Here is an 18725-nt window from a genome sequence, read left to right as displayed (position 1 = left end):
CTCACCGCCCCGCGCGGTAGCCGGCGGCCCAGTCGGCCGTCGCCTTCAGCCCGCCGAAGGTGTAGAGGTGGATGCCGACGTCGCCCGCCGTCGCGTCGCGGCTCAGGAGCGCCGACAGGTCGTCGACGAAGCGGTCGGGGCCCGCCGTGCCCATGAGGTTCGTCAGCGAGAAGCCGTACTTCTTCACGATCATCGCGTTCGCGCCCACGCCGAAGCGGCGCGCGAAGGCCAACAGGCGCTTGATGCCGGCCGGGCCCGGCGTGCCGATCCGGATCGGCGACGTCATGCCCCGCTCCCGGACCGCGTCGATCCACTCGACCACGGGGGCGGTGTCGAACCCGAACTGGGTGAGGATCACCGAGCCGAGGTTCTGCTCGGCCAGCGCCGCCGCCTTGTCCGTGAGGTGCTCCCACAGCAGCGGGGTCGAGATGTCGGGATGGCCCTCGGGGTAGCCGGCGATCGAGACCTCCTCGACCCCGTACTGAGGCAGCAGCCCGGTGCGGATGACGTCGAGCGAGCTGGCATAGGGGCCCTCGGGGGTGGCGGGGTCGCCGCCGACGACGAAGACGTGAGTGGAGGCGCCGACCTCCCGTAGCGCGGCGAGGAACTCCTCGAGCTGCGCCGGCGAGGCCAGACGCCGGGCCGACACGTGCGGGACGGGGACGAAACCGGCGTCCTTCACGGCTTTGGCGGCGGTGACCCTCATCTCCAGGTCCTCGTTGCCCAGGAACGTGACGTTGATGCGGGTGCCCGCCGGGATCGCGGACTGTGCCTCGAGCAGGGCCGGTACGTCCTTGCCCGTCATCTCGAGGGAATAGCCGTCGATGAGATTCGCCTGCGAAACCGTCACAGCGGTGGTCCTTCCCGGGTGGCTCAGCGGCACCGCTTTGTGCCGCTGTGCACGAACATACCTATGGCGATAGGGAACGTCTAGAGGTGTGGGCGATTTCGTGACGGCGAGACGCCCGCCCCACCCGATCAGCGCCGTGCGAGGATGGAGACGGCCACCCCTGCTGAGGAGGATTCGATGACGAATGAGGCGCAGGTCCGGACGGAGACGTCGGTCTGGACCGAGAAGATCTTCTCCGATGGTTGGACGAGCGGGTCCGGCGAGGCGTTCGACGTGATCGCTCCCGGCTCGGGAACGCTGCTCGACCGCGTCGGTTCCGCGTCGTCGGACGATCTCGATCGTGCCGTGTCGAGCGCATCGATCGCGCAGCGGGCATGGGGAGCACAGCCCTATGCGGCCCGGGCGGCCGTGATGCTCAGGGCGGCCCAGATCCTCGAGGCGGACCCGGAGCGGCTCGCGCGATTCATCGTGGCCGAGGGCGGGGCCGGTGCCGGCAAGGCCGCCTTCGAGGTCGGTCTCGTGGTCAGCGAGCTGCAGGAGGCCGCCGCCGTCGCCTCCCATCCGTACGGCGAGCTGCTGCGCTCGGCGAAGAGCCGCACGTCCATCGCGAGGCGCGTGCCGCTCGGCGTGGTGGGCGTGATCTCGCCGTTCAACTTCCCGGCGATCCTCTCGATGCGCTCGGTCGCGCCGGCGCTGGCACTCGGCAACGCCGTCATCCTCAAGCCCGACCCGCGCACGACGATCTCCGGGGGCTTCGCCCTTGCGGCGCTCCTCGAAGAGGCGGGCCTGCCGCAGGGCGTGCTCCACGTCCTGCCGGGCGGCGGCGAACTGGGCGGCGCGCTCGTGGCGCACCCCGACGTGCCCTGCATCTCGTTCACCGGGTCGACGGCCGCGGGCCGCAGGATCGGCGAGGCCGCCGCGCCGCTGCTGAAGCGCGTGCACCTCGAGCTGGGCGGCAACAACGCGATGCTCGTCCTGCCCGACGCCGATCCGGTCGCCGCGGCGTCGGTGGGTGCCTGGGGGTCCTTCCTGCACCAGGGCCAGATCTGCATGACGACGGGCCGCCACCTCGTGCACCGCTCCCTGGCCGAGCAGTACGTCGCCGCGCTCGTCGAGAAGGCCGACGCGATCCCGGTGGGTGACCCGGTCGAGGGCGCCCCGCTCGGCCCGATCATCGACGAGCGGCAGCGTGACCGCGTGCACGGCCTCGTGGAGTCGGCCACGGCGGCGGGCGCCACGATCGCGGCCGGCGGGGAGTACGACGGCCTCTACTATCGACCGACCGTCCTGACGGACCTCGCCCCCGACAATCCGGCCTGGGTGGAGGAGATCTTCGGGCCCGTGGCGCCGGTGATGGTCTACGACGACCTCGACGAGGCGATCGACATCATCAACGCGAGCGAGTACGGACTGTCGGTCTCGATCATCACGCCCAATGCCTACCGCGGCTACGAGCTCGCCGATCGGATCCACTCCGGCGCGATCCACATCAACGACGCCACCGTCGACGACGAGGCGGTCATCCCGTTCGGTGGCGTGAAGGCCTCGGGCGTCGGCGGTCGCTTCGGCGGGCCGCACGCCAGTCTCGAGACCTTCACCGAGACGCAGTGGATCACCCTGCAGGGCGAGGTGGAGCGCTACCCGTTCTGATCCGCCGGCTGCTCGATAGGCTCCTGGCATGTCGAGGCCAGGGTTGCGCGGACGGCGCACGTGGGTGATCAGCGCCACCGTCGGGGGGCTGTGGCTGGCCGTCGTGCTCTGCGCGGCCCTCGTCTCGTCGACTCCTCTCGCGCGGGTCCAGGACGCGGTGCTGCCGGCCGGCGTGACCCCGTACAGGTGGTCGTGGGCGGCGCCGTGGCCGGTGCTGCTGCCGCTCGCGGGGGCGGTGGCCGTCGCCCTGGTGCATGCGGCGCTCCTCCGCGTCGTGCCGCCGCGTCGCGCACCGTTCGCCGCGACGTGGCTGGCGACGGTCGCGGCCGGGGCGATCGCCGGGATGACGGTGGATGTCGTGCTCGTCTTCGGAACCCTGTTCACGGAGGGGTGGGCGATGTGGGCGCTCGACCTCGGCTCGCGCGCCGCCACGGGCGCCTATTGGGGCCTGCTGTACGGGTGGATTCCGGCGCTCCTCGCGCGGCGCGTGGCGCGGTCGGATGAGCCGGAAGATCGGATCCGGCGCGGCCTTCCCGTGACTGCCGCCGCGGCGGCGCTCGCCGCGCTCGTGCTGCTCGGCGCGGCCGAGGTGCTCGGCAACGACGCGACGCAGGCGCAGGTGCGCGCCGAGGCGGTCGCGACCGAACCCGCGCCGGTTGACGGCGCGGCCCGCCCGGATGAGGGCGCCGCGGGCGATCCCGTTCCCGAGCGCGCCGAGGGAGACGGGGTCACGGGTGAGGACGGGTGCACGCCGGAGCGCGCGACGGTGCTCATCGGCGACGGCGACGCAGCGACGGGGCACCGTGTGTTGCGGCTGGAGCTGCTCAACGTCTCCGACGCCCCGTGCGTGATCGAGGGTTACCCCGACATCGCGTTCGGCGACCAGAACGATCACCTGCTGGAGGTCACGGTCGAGCGCGGCAGCTCGTTCATGGCCGCCGACCCGGGGCCGGCCCGTGTCGAGATCCCCGCGGGCGGCTCGGCGGTCGCGTACGTCGGGTGGGACGCGAACTCCACCCACGGCGCGCTCGTCGCTCGGACCCTGTGGGTGGCCGCGATGGCCGGCGAGCCGCGAGGCTCGAAGCCCATCGCCATTGACGTCATCGCCGGTTCGAGCGTGGCCGTCACCGCGTGGGCGCTGCCGCCCGCCGATGCGTCGACGTCGTGAGGGGCGCGGTCAGTCTCCGGTTCCCTGACCCGCGTCGAGGAAGACGCCGATCCGGTCACCGTCCATGACGAACTGCAGCACGCTGTCCGGGTACTGCTCCCGCAACGGCCGGGGGGCGCTGCTGTTCACCGACATGCTGGCCGTCGCCGGGAAGGACCCCTCGCGGCATCCGCTGTAGGACGTGCCGCTGAAGGAGTAGCTCGTCACGTCGACGTCCGCACTCGGTAGCTGTTCGGTGTGCACGATCGTGAAGCACTCGCCGCCGGCTCCGGCACCCCAGAAATCCGATTCGAAGATCGTCAGGCCGTAGAACTCCCACGCCGCGGAGCTCGGTCCTGCTCCCATCCAGCCGGCGGGGACCGTCAGCCCCGGCACGGGGTCGAGGCTCGCGATCTGCGGTGCTCCGCTCGACACCGACACGGGGGCGATCTTCGTGAGCCCGTAGGTGACGCCGGCGGCCGCCGCGGCGGCGGCCACGACGGACAACGCCCACATCAGTCGGAGCCGCCGCGGGAGGGAGGCGGAAGCGCGCGTGCCCCGGGCGCCCCCGCGGCTCGCAGCGGCGTTCTCCGGCGAGGTCGCGACCGCGACGGGGAGATCGAGCTGTGGTGCGGGGTGTTCCGCGCGGACGGGAGGCGGCTGGGATGCGGCGTGCTCCGTGACGACGGGCGACCCCTGCGTTGCGGGCCGTTCCGCGCGGACGGGAGGTGCCTGCGGTGAGCGGTGTTCCGCGACGGGGGCATCCCGCTCCGGTTCGGGCGAGGCGGCGTCGAGGGTGAGGAAGGCCGTGGCCTGATCGGACGACATCGGTACCCGGCGGACGCGCCGTCGACTCTCCAGCTCGCGAAGGCGCCGCAACGCGGCCGGGTCCTGCGCGATGTCGGCCGCGGGGCCGTAGGCACGATCTTGCAGCATGCGCAGCTCGCTGTGCGTATCGGTGTTCATCGTGTGCTCGCTCTGCTTAGCGGGGGAGGCTCAGCGCACAACATGAGCGTGAGCCACCAAGGCCACGGGGTCGTTCGTCACATCTCGGCCTCACGCTACCGCCCCGACGCGGATGGCCCCTTCCCGCGGAAGGGGCCATCCGGTTCCCCACGTGCCCGTCGTGCCGCCGTGACGGCCCAGACGGCGTGACGGCCTCGGGAGCGGCTCTCAGTCGAGCTCGACGGTGAGCACGTGCTCGCCGGCCGCGACCGAGGTGACGTGGGTACCGTCACCGTGCCGGAGGCGCAGCTCGACGGCGCCGTCGGTCGTGACGCGCACGGTGATCGACTCCGCGTCCGAGAGGCCCGCGACGTCGAGATCCACCGCCGCCGTCGCGACATTGGTGAACGCGAGATCGAGCTCGTCGGCGGGGTCGTGCGCGCCGATCGGGACGAGGGCGAGCTCGCGCACCTCCGTCTCGTGGTCGCCGTAGGCGACGGTCTCGGTGCCGACCACGGGCTCCCACCGCACGGTGTCGAGCGCCGCGGAGCGCGCCTCGACGCGGCTCCAGCGCGCCTCGGGATCGCGCGGGGCGAGTTCCGAGACCCACGCGGCGCTGTCGATCGTGAGGCCCAGCTCCGATCGCTCTTCCGTGGGATCCCACCGGAAGGCGACCCGGGCCGGATCGGTGGTCACCGTGGCGCCGTCGACGTGGGCGGCGAGCTCGCGCCAGCCCAGCCAGCCGAAGTCCCCGTGGGTCGCGCCCCCGTAGTAGTGCACGCGATGCGCCACCCCCGCCGCCTCGAACGCCGCGCCCCATGTGCGCGTGTTGCCCTCGGCGATGTCGTCGGTCCCGGCGTCCATGAACACGGTCATGTTCGCCAGGTTCTCCACCCGCAGCGGGTCCTCCGCGTCGTCGCGCCCGCCGCCGGCGTTGCGGTAGCCGGCGCCCGAGACGATGCCGACAGCCGCGAACACGTCGGGATGGTTGACGGCGAAGCGGGTCGCGCCCACGCCTCCCATGGAGTGCCCGGCGATGACCGTGCGGGTGCCATCGATCGCGTACTCCTCCGAGACGCGGTTCCACACCTCCCAGACGTCGAGCTCGGCCTCGTTGACGTACCAGGTGCCGTCGCCGCGCCCCAGGGGCGAGACGCAGATCGAGCCGCGGTCCTCGCACACCGGCCCGAACAGCTCGTCCTCCTGTCCCCCACGGAACCCGTTGTGGTTGTTGCTTCCGCCGTGGAGCAGGATCGTCAGCGGCGCGGGCGAGGCGGCGTCGTAGGTGGTCGGCACGTACAGCAGATAGGGCTGCACCCGGCCGTACACGCGCGGCGCTGTCGTCGGCGGCTGGCCCAGCGGTTCGCGTACCTCCGGGTGCACGCCCGGGCCGAGGTCGACGGACGACACGTACCAGCGGGTGGAGAAGCCGCGCGGGGCCGGCTCGGCCTGCGTCTCCCCACGCGCGATCCGGCGCCAGTCGACCTCGATCGCGAACGGCGCCACGTCCCCCGTGGCCAGCGACCGGCTCTGGGCCCCGTTGTTCCAGCTCGTCGCCATCTTCGCGCCCGGCAGGCGCTCACCCTCCTGGGCCCCGGTCCGGAAGGCGGCGTTGTAGGCGCGCACGTCGTTTCGCTCGGGCGGCGCGGCGAAGCCGAACCCGGTTCCGTCGGCGATGCCGGTGGCCAGCCGCACCGTCCACCGCCCATTGATGCGCAGCAGCGCGCGGGGGATCTCCACCACGAACGACCCGGCCTCCTCGTCCACGGTCACGACAGCGCCGCGTCGGACGAGGTCGCGGCGCTCGCCGTCCGCGGTCTCGAGGACGGCGCCGCGCGACGACACGATGAGGAACGCGTCCACGCCCGGTGAGGTGAGGCCTGCGCCGCCCGGCCACGCCGACGTGCCGGTGCTCGGATCGGCATCGGTGTCGAGCGCCCACACCGCCAGCGGGAGGTCGGGATCGGCGAGCGTCGTGAAGTCCACCCGCCACGAGGACGACCGGCCGTGTGCTCCGACCCCGGCGCGGAAGACGTCCGCGCCGTTGGCGTGCGCCGCCTCGTCCGCGTAGGTGAACGAGCCGTCGCCCGTGTCGTCGAACAACCAGTCGGTCCACAGCAGCGCGCCGTCGACGTAGCGGCTGGTGCCGGCGGTGCGCGAGAACTCCTCCGAGAACGCCCAGGCGTCGGCGGCGGGCAGCGCGGGCTCGTCGAGGAAGGCGGCGGGTGGCGCGGCCGCCGGGATGGGCGGAGGCGTTTCGCCGGCCGCGGCGGGGGCGGCCACGAGCGCGCCCACCGCGGCCGCGCAGCAGGCGGATGAGAGCGCGAGGGCGCGGCGGGCCCACGGTGCCCTGGTGACGCGCATCATCGTTCAGCCCCGGTTGAAGCGGTCGGGCTGGAAGCGGATGAAGCGCGCTGCGCCGAGGTCGAGGGACTCGGCGGCCTCGTTCATCTGAGCGGCGGTGGCGGCACCGCCCCAGCGACCCGACTCCAGACGGTTCAGGAGCAGGTGCGCGGCCGCGACCGTCTCGGCCGCGCTGAACGCGCAATGCCCCGCCGAGGCGACGTAGGTCTGGCGCAGCAGCGAGGCGTTCCCCGCCTTCTTCACGCGCTCCTCGTAGGCGCTCTGCTGCGCGACGGTGGAGATCTGGTCGCCCACGTTGTTGAGCGTGACCGTCGGCACCGAGATGTCGCCCGTGAACTCGTAGGCGGCCGCGAAGCGCGCCACCGCCTCCGGGTCGGCCTCGTAGCGATCCGCCGCGTTGACCGCCGCCAGATCCTCCTCGAGCGAGAGGCCGGCCTGCGCATACAGGTCGGCGACCACGCGGCGCGCCTCGGGCGACGCCTTGCGCAGCTGCTCGACGTAGTCGATGCCGGTGTTCCACGACGGCAGCCCGCCGAATATCTGGGTGCTCGTGCGGCGACTGCTCATCGCCTGGCCGATGTACGGCAGCGGGTCACCCGCGAGGGCGCCGAACCACGCCGCCTGGTACGAGGCGGGGTCGCGCGGATCGGGATCGGCGATCTCCTGCGACCAGGCGGGCAGCTGGCCCACCGCGGCGGCGAGGGCGATGCGCGCCCGACCCTCGGGGGTGGTCTGTGCGGCGCTGAGGTGATCGATCCACGCCTGCTGCGCCCCGGGCACGTCGGCGGGGATGTCCACGACGGGGAGCGTGCCCTCCGGGTCGAGCAGCTCCGACAGCACGAACACGGTGTCGAGCTTCTGGTTCCACTGGGACACGGTGCCCGACAGGCCGCCGCACGCGGCGACGACGCCGTCGATGCGGTCGGGGTGGAGCTCGCCCGTCGCGGCGGCGACGAAGCCGCCCATCGAGTTGCCCATCGTGATGGCGAGCGCCGGCTCGCCGACGGTGTCGCTGAACACGTCGAGCGCCTCGATCTGATTGGCGATCGCGCCGCCGATGTTCCAGCCCGTCACGGTGCGCGTCGTCCCGCCGTAGGCGGCGCCCTCGTCGATGAGCGCCTGCGGGGCCGCTCCCACGCGGCCCGCCGCGAAGTCCATGTCGATGAACACCGTGCCGTTCCAGTCGTCCGGGACGACGAAGCGGTACGGCGTGCTGTCGGCAAGCGTGCCCTCGAGCACGCGGTCGCCCTCGTCGGCGACGGCGGGCGCGGCGGTGAAAACGAGCCCGGTGACGACCGCCGAGGCGACCGCGGCCTTCCTGGTCCGATGCGAAGTCGGCATGATCTCTCCCTTGTGCAACGACGTTGTTGTGGGATCCGGCCGCGCTGGCCGGTCGATCCGACTGTGGCACCGCCACGCGCGAATATCAACCGGGTTGAGAAGATACCTCCACCCGTCCGTCCGGACGGATGGCGATGCGCCGTCCGTCGCTCGGGATGCCCGAGATGTCGTCGAGGAGCACGGCGGGCACGCCGAGCGCCACGAGCCCGACGGCGAGCTTCGAGTTCACCTTCGACGTGACGATGGCGCGCGGCGCGGTGCCCATCATCTTGGCGAGGTGGAACTGCCCGGACCATCCGGACGACCCCTTCGCGCCGGGGATGACGAGCACCCGCGCGGCGAAGCGCTCGCCGCGTTGCGGGTGGGTGATCTCGGTGATGGTTCCCGTCCGCGGATCGATGCCGCCCCAGCCCGAGATGGCGACGGAGCAGACGAGGGACGGCCCCTCCGCCGATCCCGGGACGAGCACGCGGCCGGTCAGCAGAATGCGGGTGTCGGTCATGGCAGCCTCCCGGTGAGCGCGGCCTGCACGCAGTCGGCGGTCGTCGCGAAGGCGCCCTCGATGCCCATGATCGCGGGCAGGTAGTGCGCCTGCTTGGCGGAGTCTGTGGCGAACCGCCGGGTGCCGCGCGGCAGGAACTGCGCGATCGCCGGGCAGGTGTCCGACAGGATCCGCGCCCCGCTGGATTCGATCAGCGCGAGCAGGCCCTCGTCCCGCGCGCGGCGCCGGAGCGCGTCGGGAGTGAAGATCCACAGCGCCGTCCCGTCGTCCACGCGTCGCCCGTCGAGCAGGGCGGCGACCTGCTGCAGCTGCTCGTAGCTGGCGTGCGGACACCCGATCATGACGAAGTCCACGTCGTCGCCCGTGCGCGTGGCGTTCAGACGGTCGATCGCCCACGCGAGTTCCGCCGCGCCGAACGTGAGGACCTCCGCGTCGTCCGTGATCACCTGCTCGACGGAGGTGCACTCGGCGGTCACGCCCGGCAGATGGAAGAGCTCGACGTCGCCCGAGCTGGCGGCCGCCGCGCCGAACTGCTTCAGCTGCACGAAGTCGGGCGCCGCCTGCACGCCGTCGAGAACGGGCACGCGGTCCTCGACGGCGCTGCCGATCCAGTACCCGAAGGCGTTCCAACCGAAGGTCGCGGGGATCTCGGTGTCGACGACGATCCTGACCGTGGCCCTGCGGGGCGCGTCCAGGTGGAGCCCCGCCTCGGGGGTGAGCCCGGTCAGCATCGAGGCCGCCGCCGACTCGCGCCCCTCCGTGTTGGTGCGCGCGCCGATCACCGAGTTGATGAACACCACCGCCGATGACTCCATCCATGCGACGTGCTCGCCGAAGCGGGGGAGGAACCCCACCTGGTATGGCGTGCAGGTGCTGAGCAGGCTCACCCCGAGTCCGTCGAGATAGTCGCTGCTCTCCGCCACCTTGGCGATGGCCTCGGGCGGCATGTTCTGCACGTCGCCCGCGTTCTCGCGATCGATCGGGCCGATGAGCTGGCACGAGGGCACCCGCACCGGCGGCGCGTCGAGAGCCGCGTCGGTGTTGAGCGAATACTGCGCGAAGAGCCGCGCGGGGTCGTCACTGCCGAGCGGGCGGGAGTGCCGCGGCCCGTAGATGTTCGCGCCTGCGGCGCTGGAGATCGGGATGAGGCGTTCGGCCCCCATGATCTCGCCGTACTCGATGAGGACGGTCATCGCGGCGGCGACGGCCTCGCCCTCGTCGCCGCTCGCCATCGCGCGTTGCGTCTCTGTGAGGTTCATGCCCCCTGCCCATCTGCGCCACATCGCGCTTCGGATCGCCTACTGCCTTGCACGCTAGGCCTGCCGGGCCGCGCGCGAGAGACCGCCTTCCGCTATCCGGAAGACGCCGTTGCCCGCCCGTCCGCACCACGGGAACGTGTCCGATCGAGCCCCGGCTCGGGATCCAAAGGAGGACCATGACCGAGCACAACCTGCGCAGCGTGCTGCCACGGACGTCGCCGAGGTGGTTCACCCGGCGCACGCAGTGGCGACAGCTCGGCCTCGACGATGAGGACCTCGACAAGCCGAAGATCGCTGTGGTCAACTCCTCGTCCAAGCTGTCACCGTGCTTCTCGCACCTCGATGACATCGCCGACCGCGTCGTCGCCTCCATCCGGCAGGCGGGCGGCGTGGGCTTCGAGATCCGCACCGTGGCGCCAACCGACTTCATCATGAGCGCCGGCCGCGACGGCGGACACGTCCTGGCGGGGCGCGACCTGCTGGCCCACGACATCGAGGCGGTCGTCGACGGGGCGCTGCTCGACGGCATGATTTGCCTCGCGTCGTGCGACAAGACCACGCCCGGTCAGCTCATGGCCGCGGCGCGCACCGACGTGCCGACGCTGATCGTCTCGTGCGGATACCAGGCGTGCGGCACGATGCCCGATGGCGAGCCGGTCGACATCGAGGAGGTGTTCCTGCGCGCCGGCGGTCTGGCCCGCGGCAGGATCGGCTTCTCCGAGCTGTGCGAGATGAGCGATCGTGCCATCGCGAGTCCCGGCGTGTGCGCGGGCATGGGCACCGCCAACACGATGCATCTCGTCGCCGAGGCGCTCGGCATGACGATCCCCGGGTACGCGCCGGTGGCCGCCAACTCGTCCCGCATGTTCGAGGCCGTCGACGCCTCGGGGCCCGTGATCCTCGAGGCCGTCGCGGCCGGTCGCCGCCCGCGGCGGATCCTCACGCCGGCGGCGATCCGCAACGCGGTCAAGGCCGTGCTGGCCGTGAGCGGCTCGCTCAACGCGGTGAAGCACCTCGATGCGATCGCCCGCGAGGCCGGCGCGGCGGTCGACGTCGCGGAGGAGTTCCGCCGCGCGGCGGAGACCATCCGCCCCGTGACCGCCGTGCGGCCGAACGGTCCGCGCGGCATCGAGGAGTTCGTCGCCGCCGGCGGCACCCTCGGCGTGATCGACGCGCTCGGCGCGGAGTTCGATCGCTCGACCTCGCTCGTCACGGGCGCCACGTGGGAGGACGCGCTCGCCGGCTGGGCCCGCCCGGAGGGGGAGGTCATCACCGACCTCGCATCGCCCCAGGGCGACCACGCCACCATCCGGCTCCTGCGCGGGAGCCTGGCGCCGCGGCTGGCGATCGCGAAGCTGTCGGTCGTCGAGAAGCGGCCGCTCACCTTCCGCGGTCCCGCGCGGGTCTACGACGACGCCGCCGAGGCGCTCGAGGCGATCACCGCGGGCGAGATCGCGGAGGGGTCGGTGCTCGTGCTGCGGGGCTACGGGCCGGTGGGACGGCCGGGCATGGGCATGGCGTCCAACGTCGCCTTCGCCCTGGACGGCGCCGGCATGGCCAGCCGCATCGCCTTCGTCACCGACGGCCAGTTCTCGGGTCTCGTCAACACCGGCATCGTCGTCGGCGAGGTGGCGCCGGAGGGCATCGGCGACGCGCCGCTCGCCCTCGTGCGCGACGGCGACGTCATCGAGATCGACATCGCCGCAGGGCGGATCGACCTCGCCGTCGACACCGCCGAGCTTGCCGACCGAGCCGCCGCAGCCGGGGCGCCGGCGCCGCCCGAGGGCCGCGGCTGGCTCGAGCAGTTCGCCGCCGGTTACGGCGCGCGCTACGCCACCCCCGTGCTCACCACCGCAACCCCATCGCTCGACACCACAGGAGCCGCGACATGACCGAGATCACAACCACGACCGTCGTGAGGAGCGTGCCGGTCGTGGAGGAGCTGAGCGCCGACTACTGCGTCGTGGGGGCGGGGATCGCCGGCTTCGCCGCCGCGATCACGCTCGCCGATCAGGGCCGGTCGGTCGTGCTCGTCGACGCGCAGCCCCAGATCGGCGGGCAGTGCGTGAACTCGCTCATCGGCCTGTTCTGCGGCGTCTACGGCACCGCTCCCGACTACGAGATGCTCACGCGGACCGTGTTCGAGGACCTCTTCCGCGATCTCGACGGCACGGGCGCCCTCTCGAAACGGTACGGCGAGACGCTGGGCATCCAGTACGACGAGGTGGCGGTCGGCCGGTGGATGGAGCGAGAGCTCGACCGGCGCGGCGTCACGGTCGTGCTCGGCTCCGCGGTCGACGCCGTGCAGGGGGACGACGGGTGGGTCGAGCGCATTGAACTCGTCTCGCGATACGGGCGCGTCAGGGTCAGCGCGCGCGGGTTCGTCGACGCCAGCGGCGACGCCTCGCTGAGCTGGTTGGCCGGGCTGCCCTGCGCCGAACCCACCGGGCCGATCTACGGTTCCCAGCAGTTCCGCCTCGCCGGGGTCGTCGAGGAGCACGTGCCGGATCGGACGGTCGTCGCCGAGCATCTCCGCCGGGTCGGCGACCGGTATGGCGTCGTGCGGCGCGAGGGGATCCCCTTCGTCTTCCCGGGCTCCGGCACGGCGGTCATCAACATGACGCACGTCGCGACCCCGCTCAGCACGGTCGGCACGGGCAAGGCGCAGCACGAGGGCCGAGACCAGGCCGATCGCGTGGCGCGCTTCCTCGCCGACACGTTTCCCGACGCGTTCGGCGACGCGCGGATCGTCGACTACGGGCTGCTCGGACGCCGCCAGACGCGCTGGATCCGCGCCGAGCACACGCTGCTCGACGAGGAGGTCATCGCGGGGGTGCGCTTCGACGACGCGGTGGCGCGCACGGCCTGGCCGATCGAGCTGCATGACCGCCCCGACCGGCACCGGTGGGAGGTGTTCGAGTCCGGGCACCTGCACTACGTGCCGCTGCGCAGTTTGATCCCGCGGGGCTCTCGGAACGTGATCGCGGCCGGCCGCTGCATCGACGCCCAGCCCGCCGCGCTCTCGTCGGTGAGGGTGATGGGACCGTGCGCCGCCATGGGCGCGGGAGCCGCCCATGCGCTCGATCTGGCCGACGGCGGCTCGGTCGCCGACATCGACGTGTCGGTGCTGCGCGACCGGGTTGCGCAGAATGTGGGGTGAGCGGTGCCTTCCGAATACCGGAAGAGCTGGATGTGGCGGCGCGCCCGCGCTGTCACGATGACCTGCAGGTGAAGACAGACGCGGCAAAGGAGCCTCGCCATGACACAAGAAGTGACTGATATCCGACGCGCCATGCTGAGCCGCTCGACGTTCCTGCGCGGCTCCGCGCTGGCGCTCGCCGCCGGCGGGCTCGGGCTGCTCACCGCATGCTCGCCCGCCGCGGGCGGCGGCTCCTCGGGCGGAGCGGGCGGGGGCGGATCGCTCCAGGACTTCACGTTCCTGAGCTACCTCACCCTCGACACCCTCTCGATGTCGCCCGAGATGGTGGGCCTCACCGGCGGCTACTTCACCGAGGCGGGGCTCAACACCACCGTGGAGGCCGTGCGGGGCTCACCCGTCGCGCTGCAGACGCTCATCGCGGGCGCCGGCGCGCTCACGCGCGTCGGGGCGATCGATCTCGTCGCGGCCCGCGTGGAGCAGGGGCAGCCGCTCATCAACGTCGGGACGATCGTGCGTCGTCCCTCCCTGCGCATCATGTACTCGCAGGACCGTCCACTCGAGAAGGCGGCCGACTTCGAGGGCACCACGATCGGCGTGCCGTCGCAGGGCGGCACGAGCGAGAAGACGCTGCTGCTCATGCTCGAGAACTCGGGCGTCGACCCCGACTCCGTGCAGCGTCAGGTGGTGGCGCAGACGCCGGCGTCCTTCGAGATGGTGCGGCGCGGCCAGCTGGACGGCTACATGGGCAGCGTGGACATCTCTCTCATGGTGGCCGCCAGCAACGACGACGCGGGGGTGCTCAACCCGGCCGACATCGCGGTCGTCAAGGCCGACACGCAGGTGTATGTCACGACGGAGGAGCAGCTGGAGCGCAGCGGCGACGCGATCCGCGCCTACCTCGGGGCCGTCAAGGCCGCCGTCCAGTCGATCATCGACGACACCGACCGCAGCGCGACCATCGAGCTGCTGCGGGGCGAGTACAGCTTCGCGACGCTGGACGACGACGCGGTGGCGAAGGCGGCGCTCGACGAGGCCGTCGCGCTGTGGACGGACGGCGGCGACGCACCCGAGCTCCTCACGACCGACGTCGACGGCTGGATGGAGGCGATGGCCGAGCTGGAGACGGCGGGCTTCGCGTCGAACACCGACGACGCCGCGTCCTGGGTCGACAACTCGCTGCTGAGCTGATCGACGATGCCGGACGAAGGGGAAGGGAAGTGACCGACGTGACGATGGCTGCGGCCCCGCCGGAGACCGACACCGACGTGAAGATCGCGGTGGAGGGCGTGACGAAGATCTTCGAGACGAAGAAGAAGACCACCGTCGCGCTCCAGGACATCAACCTGCAGATCCGCTCGGGCGAGGTGGTCTCGCTCATCGGCCGCTCCGGCTGCGGGAAGACGACGCTGCTGCGCGTGATGGCGGGGCTCGTGGCCCCGACCTCGGGCAACGTCGTCATCAACGGGCGCCGACTGTGGAACGGCGCGAGCGTCGAGAAGAGCGTGATCGAGCAGCTCGGCGTGGTCTTCCAGGAGGCCAACCTGTTCCCGTGGTTCGACGTCATCGACAACATCGCGCTGCCTCTCAAGCTCCGCGGCGTCGACACGGCGCAGCGGCGGGCGAGGGCGCAGGAGCTGGCCGAGCTCGTCGGTCTGGGCGGATTCGGCCGCTCCTACCCGCGCGAGCTCTCCGGCGGCATGCGGCAGCGCGTCGCCATCGCACGCGCCCTGAGCTGCGATCCCGAGCTGCTGCTCATGGACGAGCCCTTCGGCGCGCTCGACGCGCTCACCCGGGAGAAGATGAACATCGAGCTGCAGCGGATCGCCGGCGCGACGGGCGCCACCGTCGTGTTCGTGACGCACGACATCTCGGAGGCCGTGTTCCTCGGCGATCGCGTCGTGCAGTTCACGCCGCGCCCCGGCCGGATCGAGGAGATCACCGACGTGGGTTTCGAACGCCCGCGCGACGTCGACGTGCAGACCACCGGCGAGTTCGGGGCCATCGTGCGGCATCTGCGCCACCAGTTGGAGGGAGAGCTCTGATGCGATCCGAGAAGCTGCAACGCGTGCTGCCGTGGGTGGTCACCCCGGTGCTCATCGTGGTGCTCTGCACGGTGTGGGAGATCGCCGTGCGGGCGCTCAACGTGTCGACCCTGATCCTGCCGCCGCCGAGCATGATCGCCCAGCGCCTGTGGCAGCTGCTCCAGGAGCCCACCACCTGGGAGCACACGGGCATCACGGCCGCCGAGACCGTGCTCGGGTTCCTCATCGCGGTGGTGGCGGGCGTGATCACGGGCGTCGTGCTGGGGAAGGTGTTCTGGCTCGAGGTGTCGCTGCGGCCGATCATCGTCGCCCTCCAGGTGGTGCCGAAGGTCGCGTTCATTCCGCTGTTCGTCATCTGGTTCGGCTTCGGCATGACCTCGAAGGTGATCATCGCCGCGATGCTGGCGTTCTTCCCGATCATGCTCAACGTGCTGCTCGGGGTGAAGTCGCTCGAGCCGGGTCACCGCGACCTCATGAAGTCGCTGAACGCCACGCGCGGTCAGACGTTCGTCAATCTCGAGATGCGCAGCATCATGCCGTACCTGCTGGCCGGCATGGAGTCGGGCATCATCTTCGCGGTCATCGGCACGATCGTCGGCGAGTACCTGGGCGGCAGCGAGGGCCTCGGCTTCATGGTCGTGAGCACGCTGAACCAGCTCGACGCCCCCGGCCTGTTCGGGGTCATCGTGATCCTGTCGGTCCTCGGCCTGCTGCTGTACTTCATCGTGTTCGCCCTGAAACGGTTCCTCATCCCGTGGCATGAGTCGGTCTACGGGCAGACTGCGGGATCATGACGTCATGACGATGACGTCGGGAGCGGATTCCGCGCTGGGGCGGCGCTCATCGATCGAGCGCGCCCACCGGCTGCTCTCGGCTTTCGACTACGCGCACACGAGACTGACCCTGTCGGAGCTGAGCCGGCGCACGGGCACCCCGCTGACGAGCACCCACCGGCTCGTGAGCGACATGCTCCAGCTGGGCATGCTCGAGCGCGACGACGAGGGCTGCCTCACCATCGGCGTGGACATGTGGCGCTTCGGCCTGCTGGCGCCACGCACCTACGGCATCCAGCGGGTGGCGCTGCCGTTCATGCAGGACGTCTACGCGACCACGGGAATGCCGGTGCACCTCGGGGTGCGGGAGGGCAACGACGCGACGTTCGTCGAGTCGCTGCGCCCCCGCACCGATGTCGACGAGCGGCCACGGCTCGGGTCGAGCTATCTGCTCCACACGACCGCCGTGGGCACGGCGATCCTCGCCTCCATGCCGCCGGCGTTCCAGGAGGACTATCTCGAGATGGCGGGCGCGCAGGGCGAGGGGGAGGAGTACCGCGTGGATGCCGGGGTACTGCGCCGCGAACTGGCCCTGGTGCGCTCGGAGGGGTATGCCGTGTCACGGCGCAAGTCGGCGCCGTCCGTGTCGCTCGGTGCTCCGGTGCTCGACACGAGCGGGAACCCGCTCGGCGCCGTGTCGATCATCGTGCCCGACGGCTCCGTCGAGGCGTCCTACGGCCACCTCATCCGCAGCACGGCGCGGGCCGTGCAGCGCACGGCCTGGGAGCAGGGGCTGGGCTGAGGCGGCGGAGGGCGGGCGGGTCGCGCGACCCGCCCGCCCTCCCTCACGCCCTCGCCGCCGCGGACCGCCGGAGCTCGGCTTGCACGCGAAGCTGTCGGCCGACTCGGGGTCGCCGCCGACGTAGCGAGCCACGAGCGGGTAGACGCACAGCGGGCGCGTGCGGTCGTCGGCCCAGTCGCCCGGCACCTCGGGGTTCGCGCCGCCGGGGTTGCCCTCGCCGCGCGCCGTGGCGATGAGGCGGTCCGGCGCCTCCCCGCGCTCCACCCAGGCGACGAGCGCGCCGAGGGCGTCGACCTGATCGGTCGCGGCGCCGCCCGAGACGTGCCCCATGCCCGGCACCTCGAAGTAGCGCACGAACTGCTCGGCCTTGTTCCGGTACGCCTTGTCGACGGCCTCGAACCACCGGCCGGTGTCGTCGGCGCTGAAGACGGCGTCGGAGGCGCCGTGGAGGACGATCATCTTCGCGCCCGAGTTCCGCAGCACGTCGAGATCGGTGTCGTCCCCGACGGGGGTCATGAACTCCATCGCGCTCTCGCCCGTGGACCCCGTCTCCCAGATGGCCTCGGCCTTCGCGTCGACGTCGACCGTGAGGGCGTACCGGGTGATGTCGGCGAGGATCGACGGCGACTCCGGCTCGGGGGAGAACACGAAGCCGACGGCCATCGGGTCAAGCGCGGCGCTCGCCGTGAGGTTCCACCACTCCCAGTCGGCGTTGGCGATGCCGGCGTCCACCGGGAACGGCTGGTAGATGCGATCGCCCGTGCTCGTGGTGACGCCAGCGTACAGCTGCTCCAGCACGTCTTTCTGGTCGGCGGTGAGGCACGTGCCGTCCCGCTCGCCCTCGCACGTGGGCACATCCCGCTGCACGTCGAAGAACCTGGCGCATCGCTCGCTGTCCTGCACCATCCCGTCGTCGAGCCGGTCGATGCCGTCGCAGACCCGCAGGATGGCATCGCGCACCACGACGCGTTCCTGCCCGCTCAGGGCCGTGCCGATCTGGCCGGGCGTGGCCGCGATCGTGTTCCACAGCTGGGCCTCCGCGAGCTGCGCCACGGCCGCCTGCGGCAGGTTGAAGCCCGGCGCGATGGGCAGGAAGCCGTCGTACTGATCGGCCAGGCGCGTGGCGGCCACCATGGTGTGGCGGCCACCGTTGGAGCCGCCCGCGAAGTAGGACGTGTCCGGCCCCCGCCCGTATGCGGCCGCGACGAGCGACTTCGCCATCGGCGTGAGCGCGATCGCCGCCTGGTAGCCGTAGTCGAGGCGCGCCTGGGGGTCTAGGCCGAAGAGGGGGTTCTGCGACGCGGAGTGGCCCGCGTCCGAACTGAGGATGGCGAAGCCCTGCTGCAGGCCGTTGCGCAGCTGTCCACCGGTGAACGAGCCGAGCGCGGGCACGACGTTTCCGTCCATGCCCCCGTTGGCCTGGTAGAGGAAGCGGCCGGCCCAGTCGGCGGGCAGGCGCATCTCGAAGCCGATGGCGTAGCGCTGGCCGTCCACGCCCGTGCGCTCGTTCATCGACCCGGTCACGCGGCAGTGCTCGCCCACGGGCGCTCCGCCGTTGTGGAGGGCGCCCGCGGGGACGACCTCGGCGGCGGTGATGGTGGTGCGGGCGTGGTCGAAGCCGACGAGCGAGGCGCACTCGAGCAGCTCGCCGGGCGTCGCCGGGGCGACCTGGGGGATCGGGGCGGGCGGGCGGGGGGCCCCCGCGGAAGCCCCCCACGAACCCGCCCGACGCGGCCTTGACCGGCCAGAAGCCCGCCAGCTGCCCCGCCGCGAGCACCGTGCCGAGCACCGAGCCGAGCACCATGCCGATGATCGTGAGCATGATGCTCATGCCCAGCCCGAGCAGCACGCTCGGGTTGAACAGGTACTCGGCGACGACGTTCCATTCGA

General features: G+C 71.8%; 14 protein-coding genes and 1 pseudogene. 8 read left to right on the top strand and 7 right to left on the bottom strand.

The annotated features are described in order from the left end of the window. Nucleotide 1: 1 nt before the first annotated feature. Nucleotides 2-805, bottom strand: a complete 804-nt coding sequence (locus N8N77_RS09115) for a methylenetetrahydrofolate reductase (protein ID WP_396652826.1) — start codon at nucleotides 803-805, stop codon at nucleotides 2-4. Between the two features lie 222 nt (nucleotides 806-1027). Between N8N77_RS09115 and N8N77_RS09110 the strand changes: the two genes are divergently transcribed. Continuing rightward, entirely contained in the window at nucleotides 1028-2500 is a 1473-nt protein-coding gene (locus tag N8N77_RS09110) for an aldehyde dehydrogenase family protein (RefSeq protein WP_261166422.1), read from the top strand. 28 nt (nucleotides 2501-2528) lie between these two features. After that, the gene (locus tag N8N77_RS09105) at nucleotides 2529-3668 is read left to right on the top strand and encodes a DUF4232 domain-containing protein (RefSeq protein ID WP_261166421.1); all 1140 of its coding nucleotides are present in this window, start codon (nucleotides 2529-2531) and stop codon (nucleotides 3666-3668) included. A gap of 9 nt (nucleotides 3669-3677) precedes the next feature. Here N8N77_RS09105 and N8N77_RS09100 read toward each other — a convergent pair whose 3' ends face one another. The 5 genes from N8N77_RS09100 to N8N77_RS09080 form a co-directional block, all read right to left on the bottom strand. Continuing rightward, nucleotides 3678-4613 carry a hypothetical protein gene (locus N8N77_RS09100; RefSeq protein WP_261166419.1) on the bottom strand — a complete coding sequence of 312 codons (936 nt, stop codon included), beginning with the start codon at nucleotides 4611-4613 and terminating at the stop codon, nucleotides 3678-3680. 207 nt (nucleotides 4614-4820) lie between these two features. Continuing rightward, nucleotides 4821-6959, bottom strand: coding sequence for an alpha/beta hydrolase-fold protein (locus N8N77_RS09095; RefSeq protein WP_261166418.1), 2139 nt, complete (start codon nucleotides 6957-6959; stop codon nucleotides 4821-4823). Between the two features lie 3 nt (nucleotides 6960-6962). Next, the gene (locus N8N77_RS09090; protein ID WP_261166416.1) at nucleotides 6963-8297 is read right to left on the bottom strand and encodes an alpha/beta hydrolase; all 1335 of its coding nucleotides are present in this window, start codon (nucleotides 8295-8297) and stop codon (nucleotides 6963-6965) included. An 85-nt stretch (nucleotides 8298-8382) separates the two neighbouring features. Continuing rightward, a complete protein-coding gene (locus N8N77_RS09085) occupies nucleotides 8383-8799 on the bottom strand; it encodes an aconitase X swivel domain-containing protein (RefSeq protein ID WP_261166415.1) in 417 nt (138 codons plus the stop codon). Beyond that, nucleotides 8796-10058: an aconitase X catalytic domain-containing protein gene (locus N8N77_RS09080; RefSeq protein ID WP_261166414.1), complete on the bottom strand. Its 1263-nt coding sequence runs from the start codon at nucleotides 10056-10058 to the stop codon at nucleotides 8796-8798. Before N8N77_RS09080 ends, N8N77_RS09085 begins: the two co-directional genes overlap by 4 nt. A 176-nt stretch (nucleotides 10059-10234) precedes the next feature. Here N8N77_RS09080 and N8N77_RS09075 point away from each other — a divergent pair, with 176 nt between their 5' ends. The 6 genes from N8N77_RS09075 (at nucleotide 10235) to N8N77_RS09050 (ending at nucleotide 16835) form a co-directional block, all read left to right on the top strand. Next, nucleotides 10235-11950, top strand: a complete 1716-nt coding sequence (locus tag N8N77_RS09075) for a dihydroxy-acid dehydratase (protein ID WP_261166413.1) — start codon at nucleotides 10235-10237, stop codon at nucleotides 11948-11950. Further along, complete coding sequence (locus N8N77_RS09070) at nucleotides 11947-13218, top strand: FAD-dependent oxidoreductase (protein ID WP_314732522.1); 1272 nt, start codon at nucleotides 11947-11949, stop codon at nucleotides 13216-13218. Before N8N77_RS09075 ends, N8N77_RS09070 begins: the two co-directional genes overlap by 4 nt. A 99-nt stretch (nucleotides 13219-13317) precedes the next feature. Then, nucleotides 13318-14406, top strand: a complete 1089-nt coding sequence (locus N8N77_RS09065; protein ID WP_261166411.1) for an ABC transporter substrate-binding protein — start codon at nucleotides 13318-13320, stop codon at nucleotides 14404-14406. A gap of 29 nt (nucleotides 14407-14435) precedes the next feature. Then, nucleotides 14436-15260: an ABC transporter ATP-binding protein gene (locus N8N77_RS09060; RefSeq protein ID WP_261166410.1), complete on the top strand. Its 825-nt coding sequence runs from the start codon at nucleotides 14436-14438 to the stop codon at nucleotides 15258-15260. Then, nucleotides 15260-16054, top strand: coding sequence for an ABC transporter permease (locus tag N8N77_RS09055; protein WP_261166408.1), 795 nt, complete (start codon nucleotides 15260-15262; stop codon nucleotides 16052-16054). Before N8N77_RS09060 ends, N8N77_RS09055 begins: the two co-directional genes overlap by 1 nt. Before the next feature lie 4 nt (nucleotides 16055-16058). Beyond that, complete coding sequence (locus N8N77_RS09050; RefSeq protein ID WP_261166406.1) at nucleotides 16059-16835, top strand: IclR family transcriptional regulator; 777 nt, start codon at nucleotides 16059-16061, stop codon at nucleotides 16833-16835. Nucleotides 16836-16925: 90 nt separating this feature from the next. Here N8N77_RS09050 and N8N77_RS09045 read toward each other — a convergent pair. After that, nucleotides 16926-18359 (bottom strand): annotated as a pseudogene (locus N8N77_RS09045) (tannase/feruloyl esterase family alpha/beta hydrolase); the annotation flags it as partial. Between the last annotated feature and the right edge of the window lie 366 nt (nucleotides 18360-18725).

The sequence above is a fragment of the Microbacterium sp. Marseille-Q6965 genome (assembly GCF_946151065.1).
Taxonomy (GTDB): domain Bacteria; phylum Actinomycetota; class Actinomycetes; order Actinomycetales; family Microbacteriaceae; genus Microbacterium.
The sequence above is the reverse complement of the archived record's forward strand: the minus strand, read 5'-3'. Positions and strand labels throughout refer to the sequence as shown.

Excerpts from the sequence above, each read along its gene's own strand:
- N8N77_RS09090 (WP_261166416.1), bottom strand. The coding sequence starts at position 8,297 with ATGCCGACTTCGCATCGGACCAGGAAGGCCGCGGTCGCCTCGGCGGTC.
- N8N77_RS09050 (WP_261166406.1), top strand. The coding sequence starts at position 16,059 with ATGACGATGACGTCGGGAGCGGATTCCGCGCTGGGGCGGCGCTCATCG.
- N8N77_RS09085 (WP_261166415.1), bottom strand. The coding sequence starts at position 8,799 with ATGACCGACACCCGCATTCTGCTGACCGGCCGCGTGCTCGTCCCGGGA.
- N8N77_RS09095 (WP_261166418.1), bottom strand. The coding sequence starts at position 6,959 with ATGATGCGCGTCACCAGGGCACCGTGGGCCCGCCGCGCCCTCGCGCTC.
- N8N77_RS09100 (WP_261166419.1), bottom strand. The coding sequence starts at position 4,613 with ATGAACACCGATACGCACAGCGAGCTGCGCATGCTGCAAGATCGTGCC.
- N8N77_RS09055 (WP_261166408.1), top strand. The coding sequence starts at position 15,260 with ATGCGATCCGAGAAGCTGCAACGCGTGCTGCCGTGGGTGGTCACCCCG.
- N8N77_RS09110 (WP_261166422.1), top strand. The coding sequence starts at position 1,028 with ATGACGAATGAGGCGCAGGTCCGGACGGAGACGTCGGTCTGGACCGAG.
- N8N77_RS09070 (WP_314732522.1), top strand. The coding sequence starts at position 11,947 with ATGACCGAGATCACAACCACGACCGTCGTGAGGAGCGTGCCGGTCGTG.
- N8N77_RS09075 (WP_261166413.1), top strand. The coding sequence starts at position 10,235 with ATGACCGAGCACAACCTGCGCAGCGTGCTGCCACGGACGTCGCCGAGG.
- N8N77_RS09105 (WP_261166421.1), top strand. The coding sequence starts at position 2,529 with ATGTCGAGGCCAGGGTTGCGCGGACGGCGCACGTGGGTGATCAGCGCC.
- N8N77_RS09080 (WP_261166414.1), bottom strand. The coding sequence starts at position 10,058 with ATGAACCTCACAGAGACGCAACGCGCGATGGCGAGCGGCGACGAGGGC.
- N8N77_RS09115 (WP_396652826.1), bottom strand. The coding sequence starts at position 805 with ATGACGGGCAAGGACGTACCGGCCCTGCTCGAGGCACAGTCCGCGATC.
- N8N77_RS09065 (WP_261166411.1), top strand. The coding sequence starts at position 13,318 with ATGACACAAGAAGTGACTGATATCCGACGCGCCATGCTGAGCCGCTCG.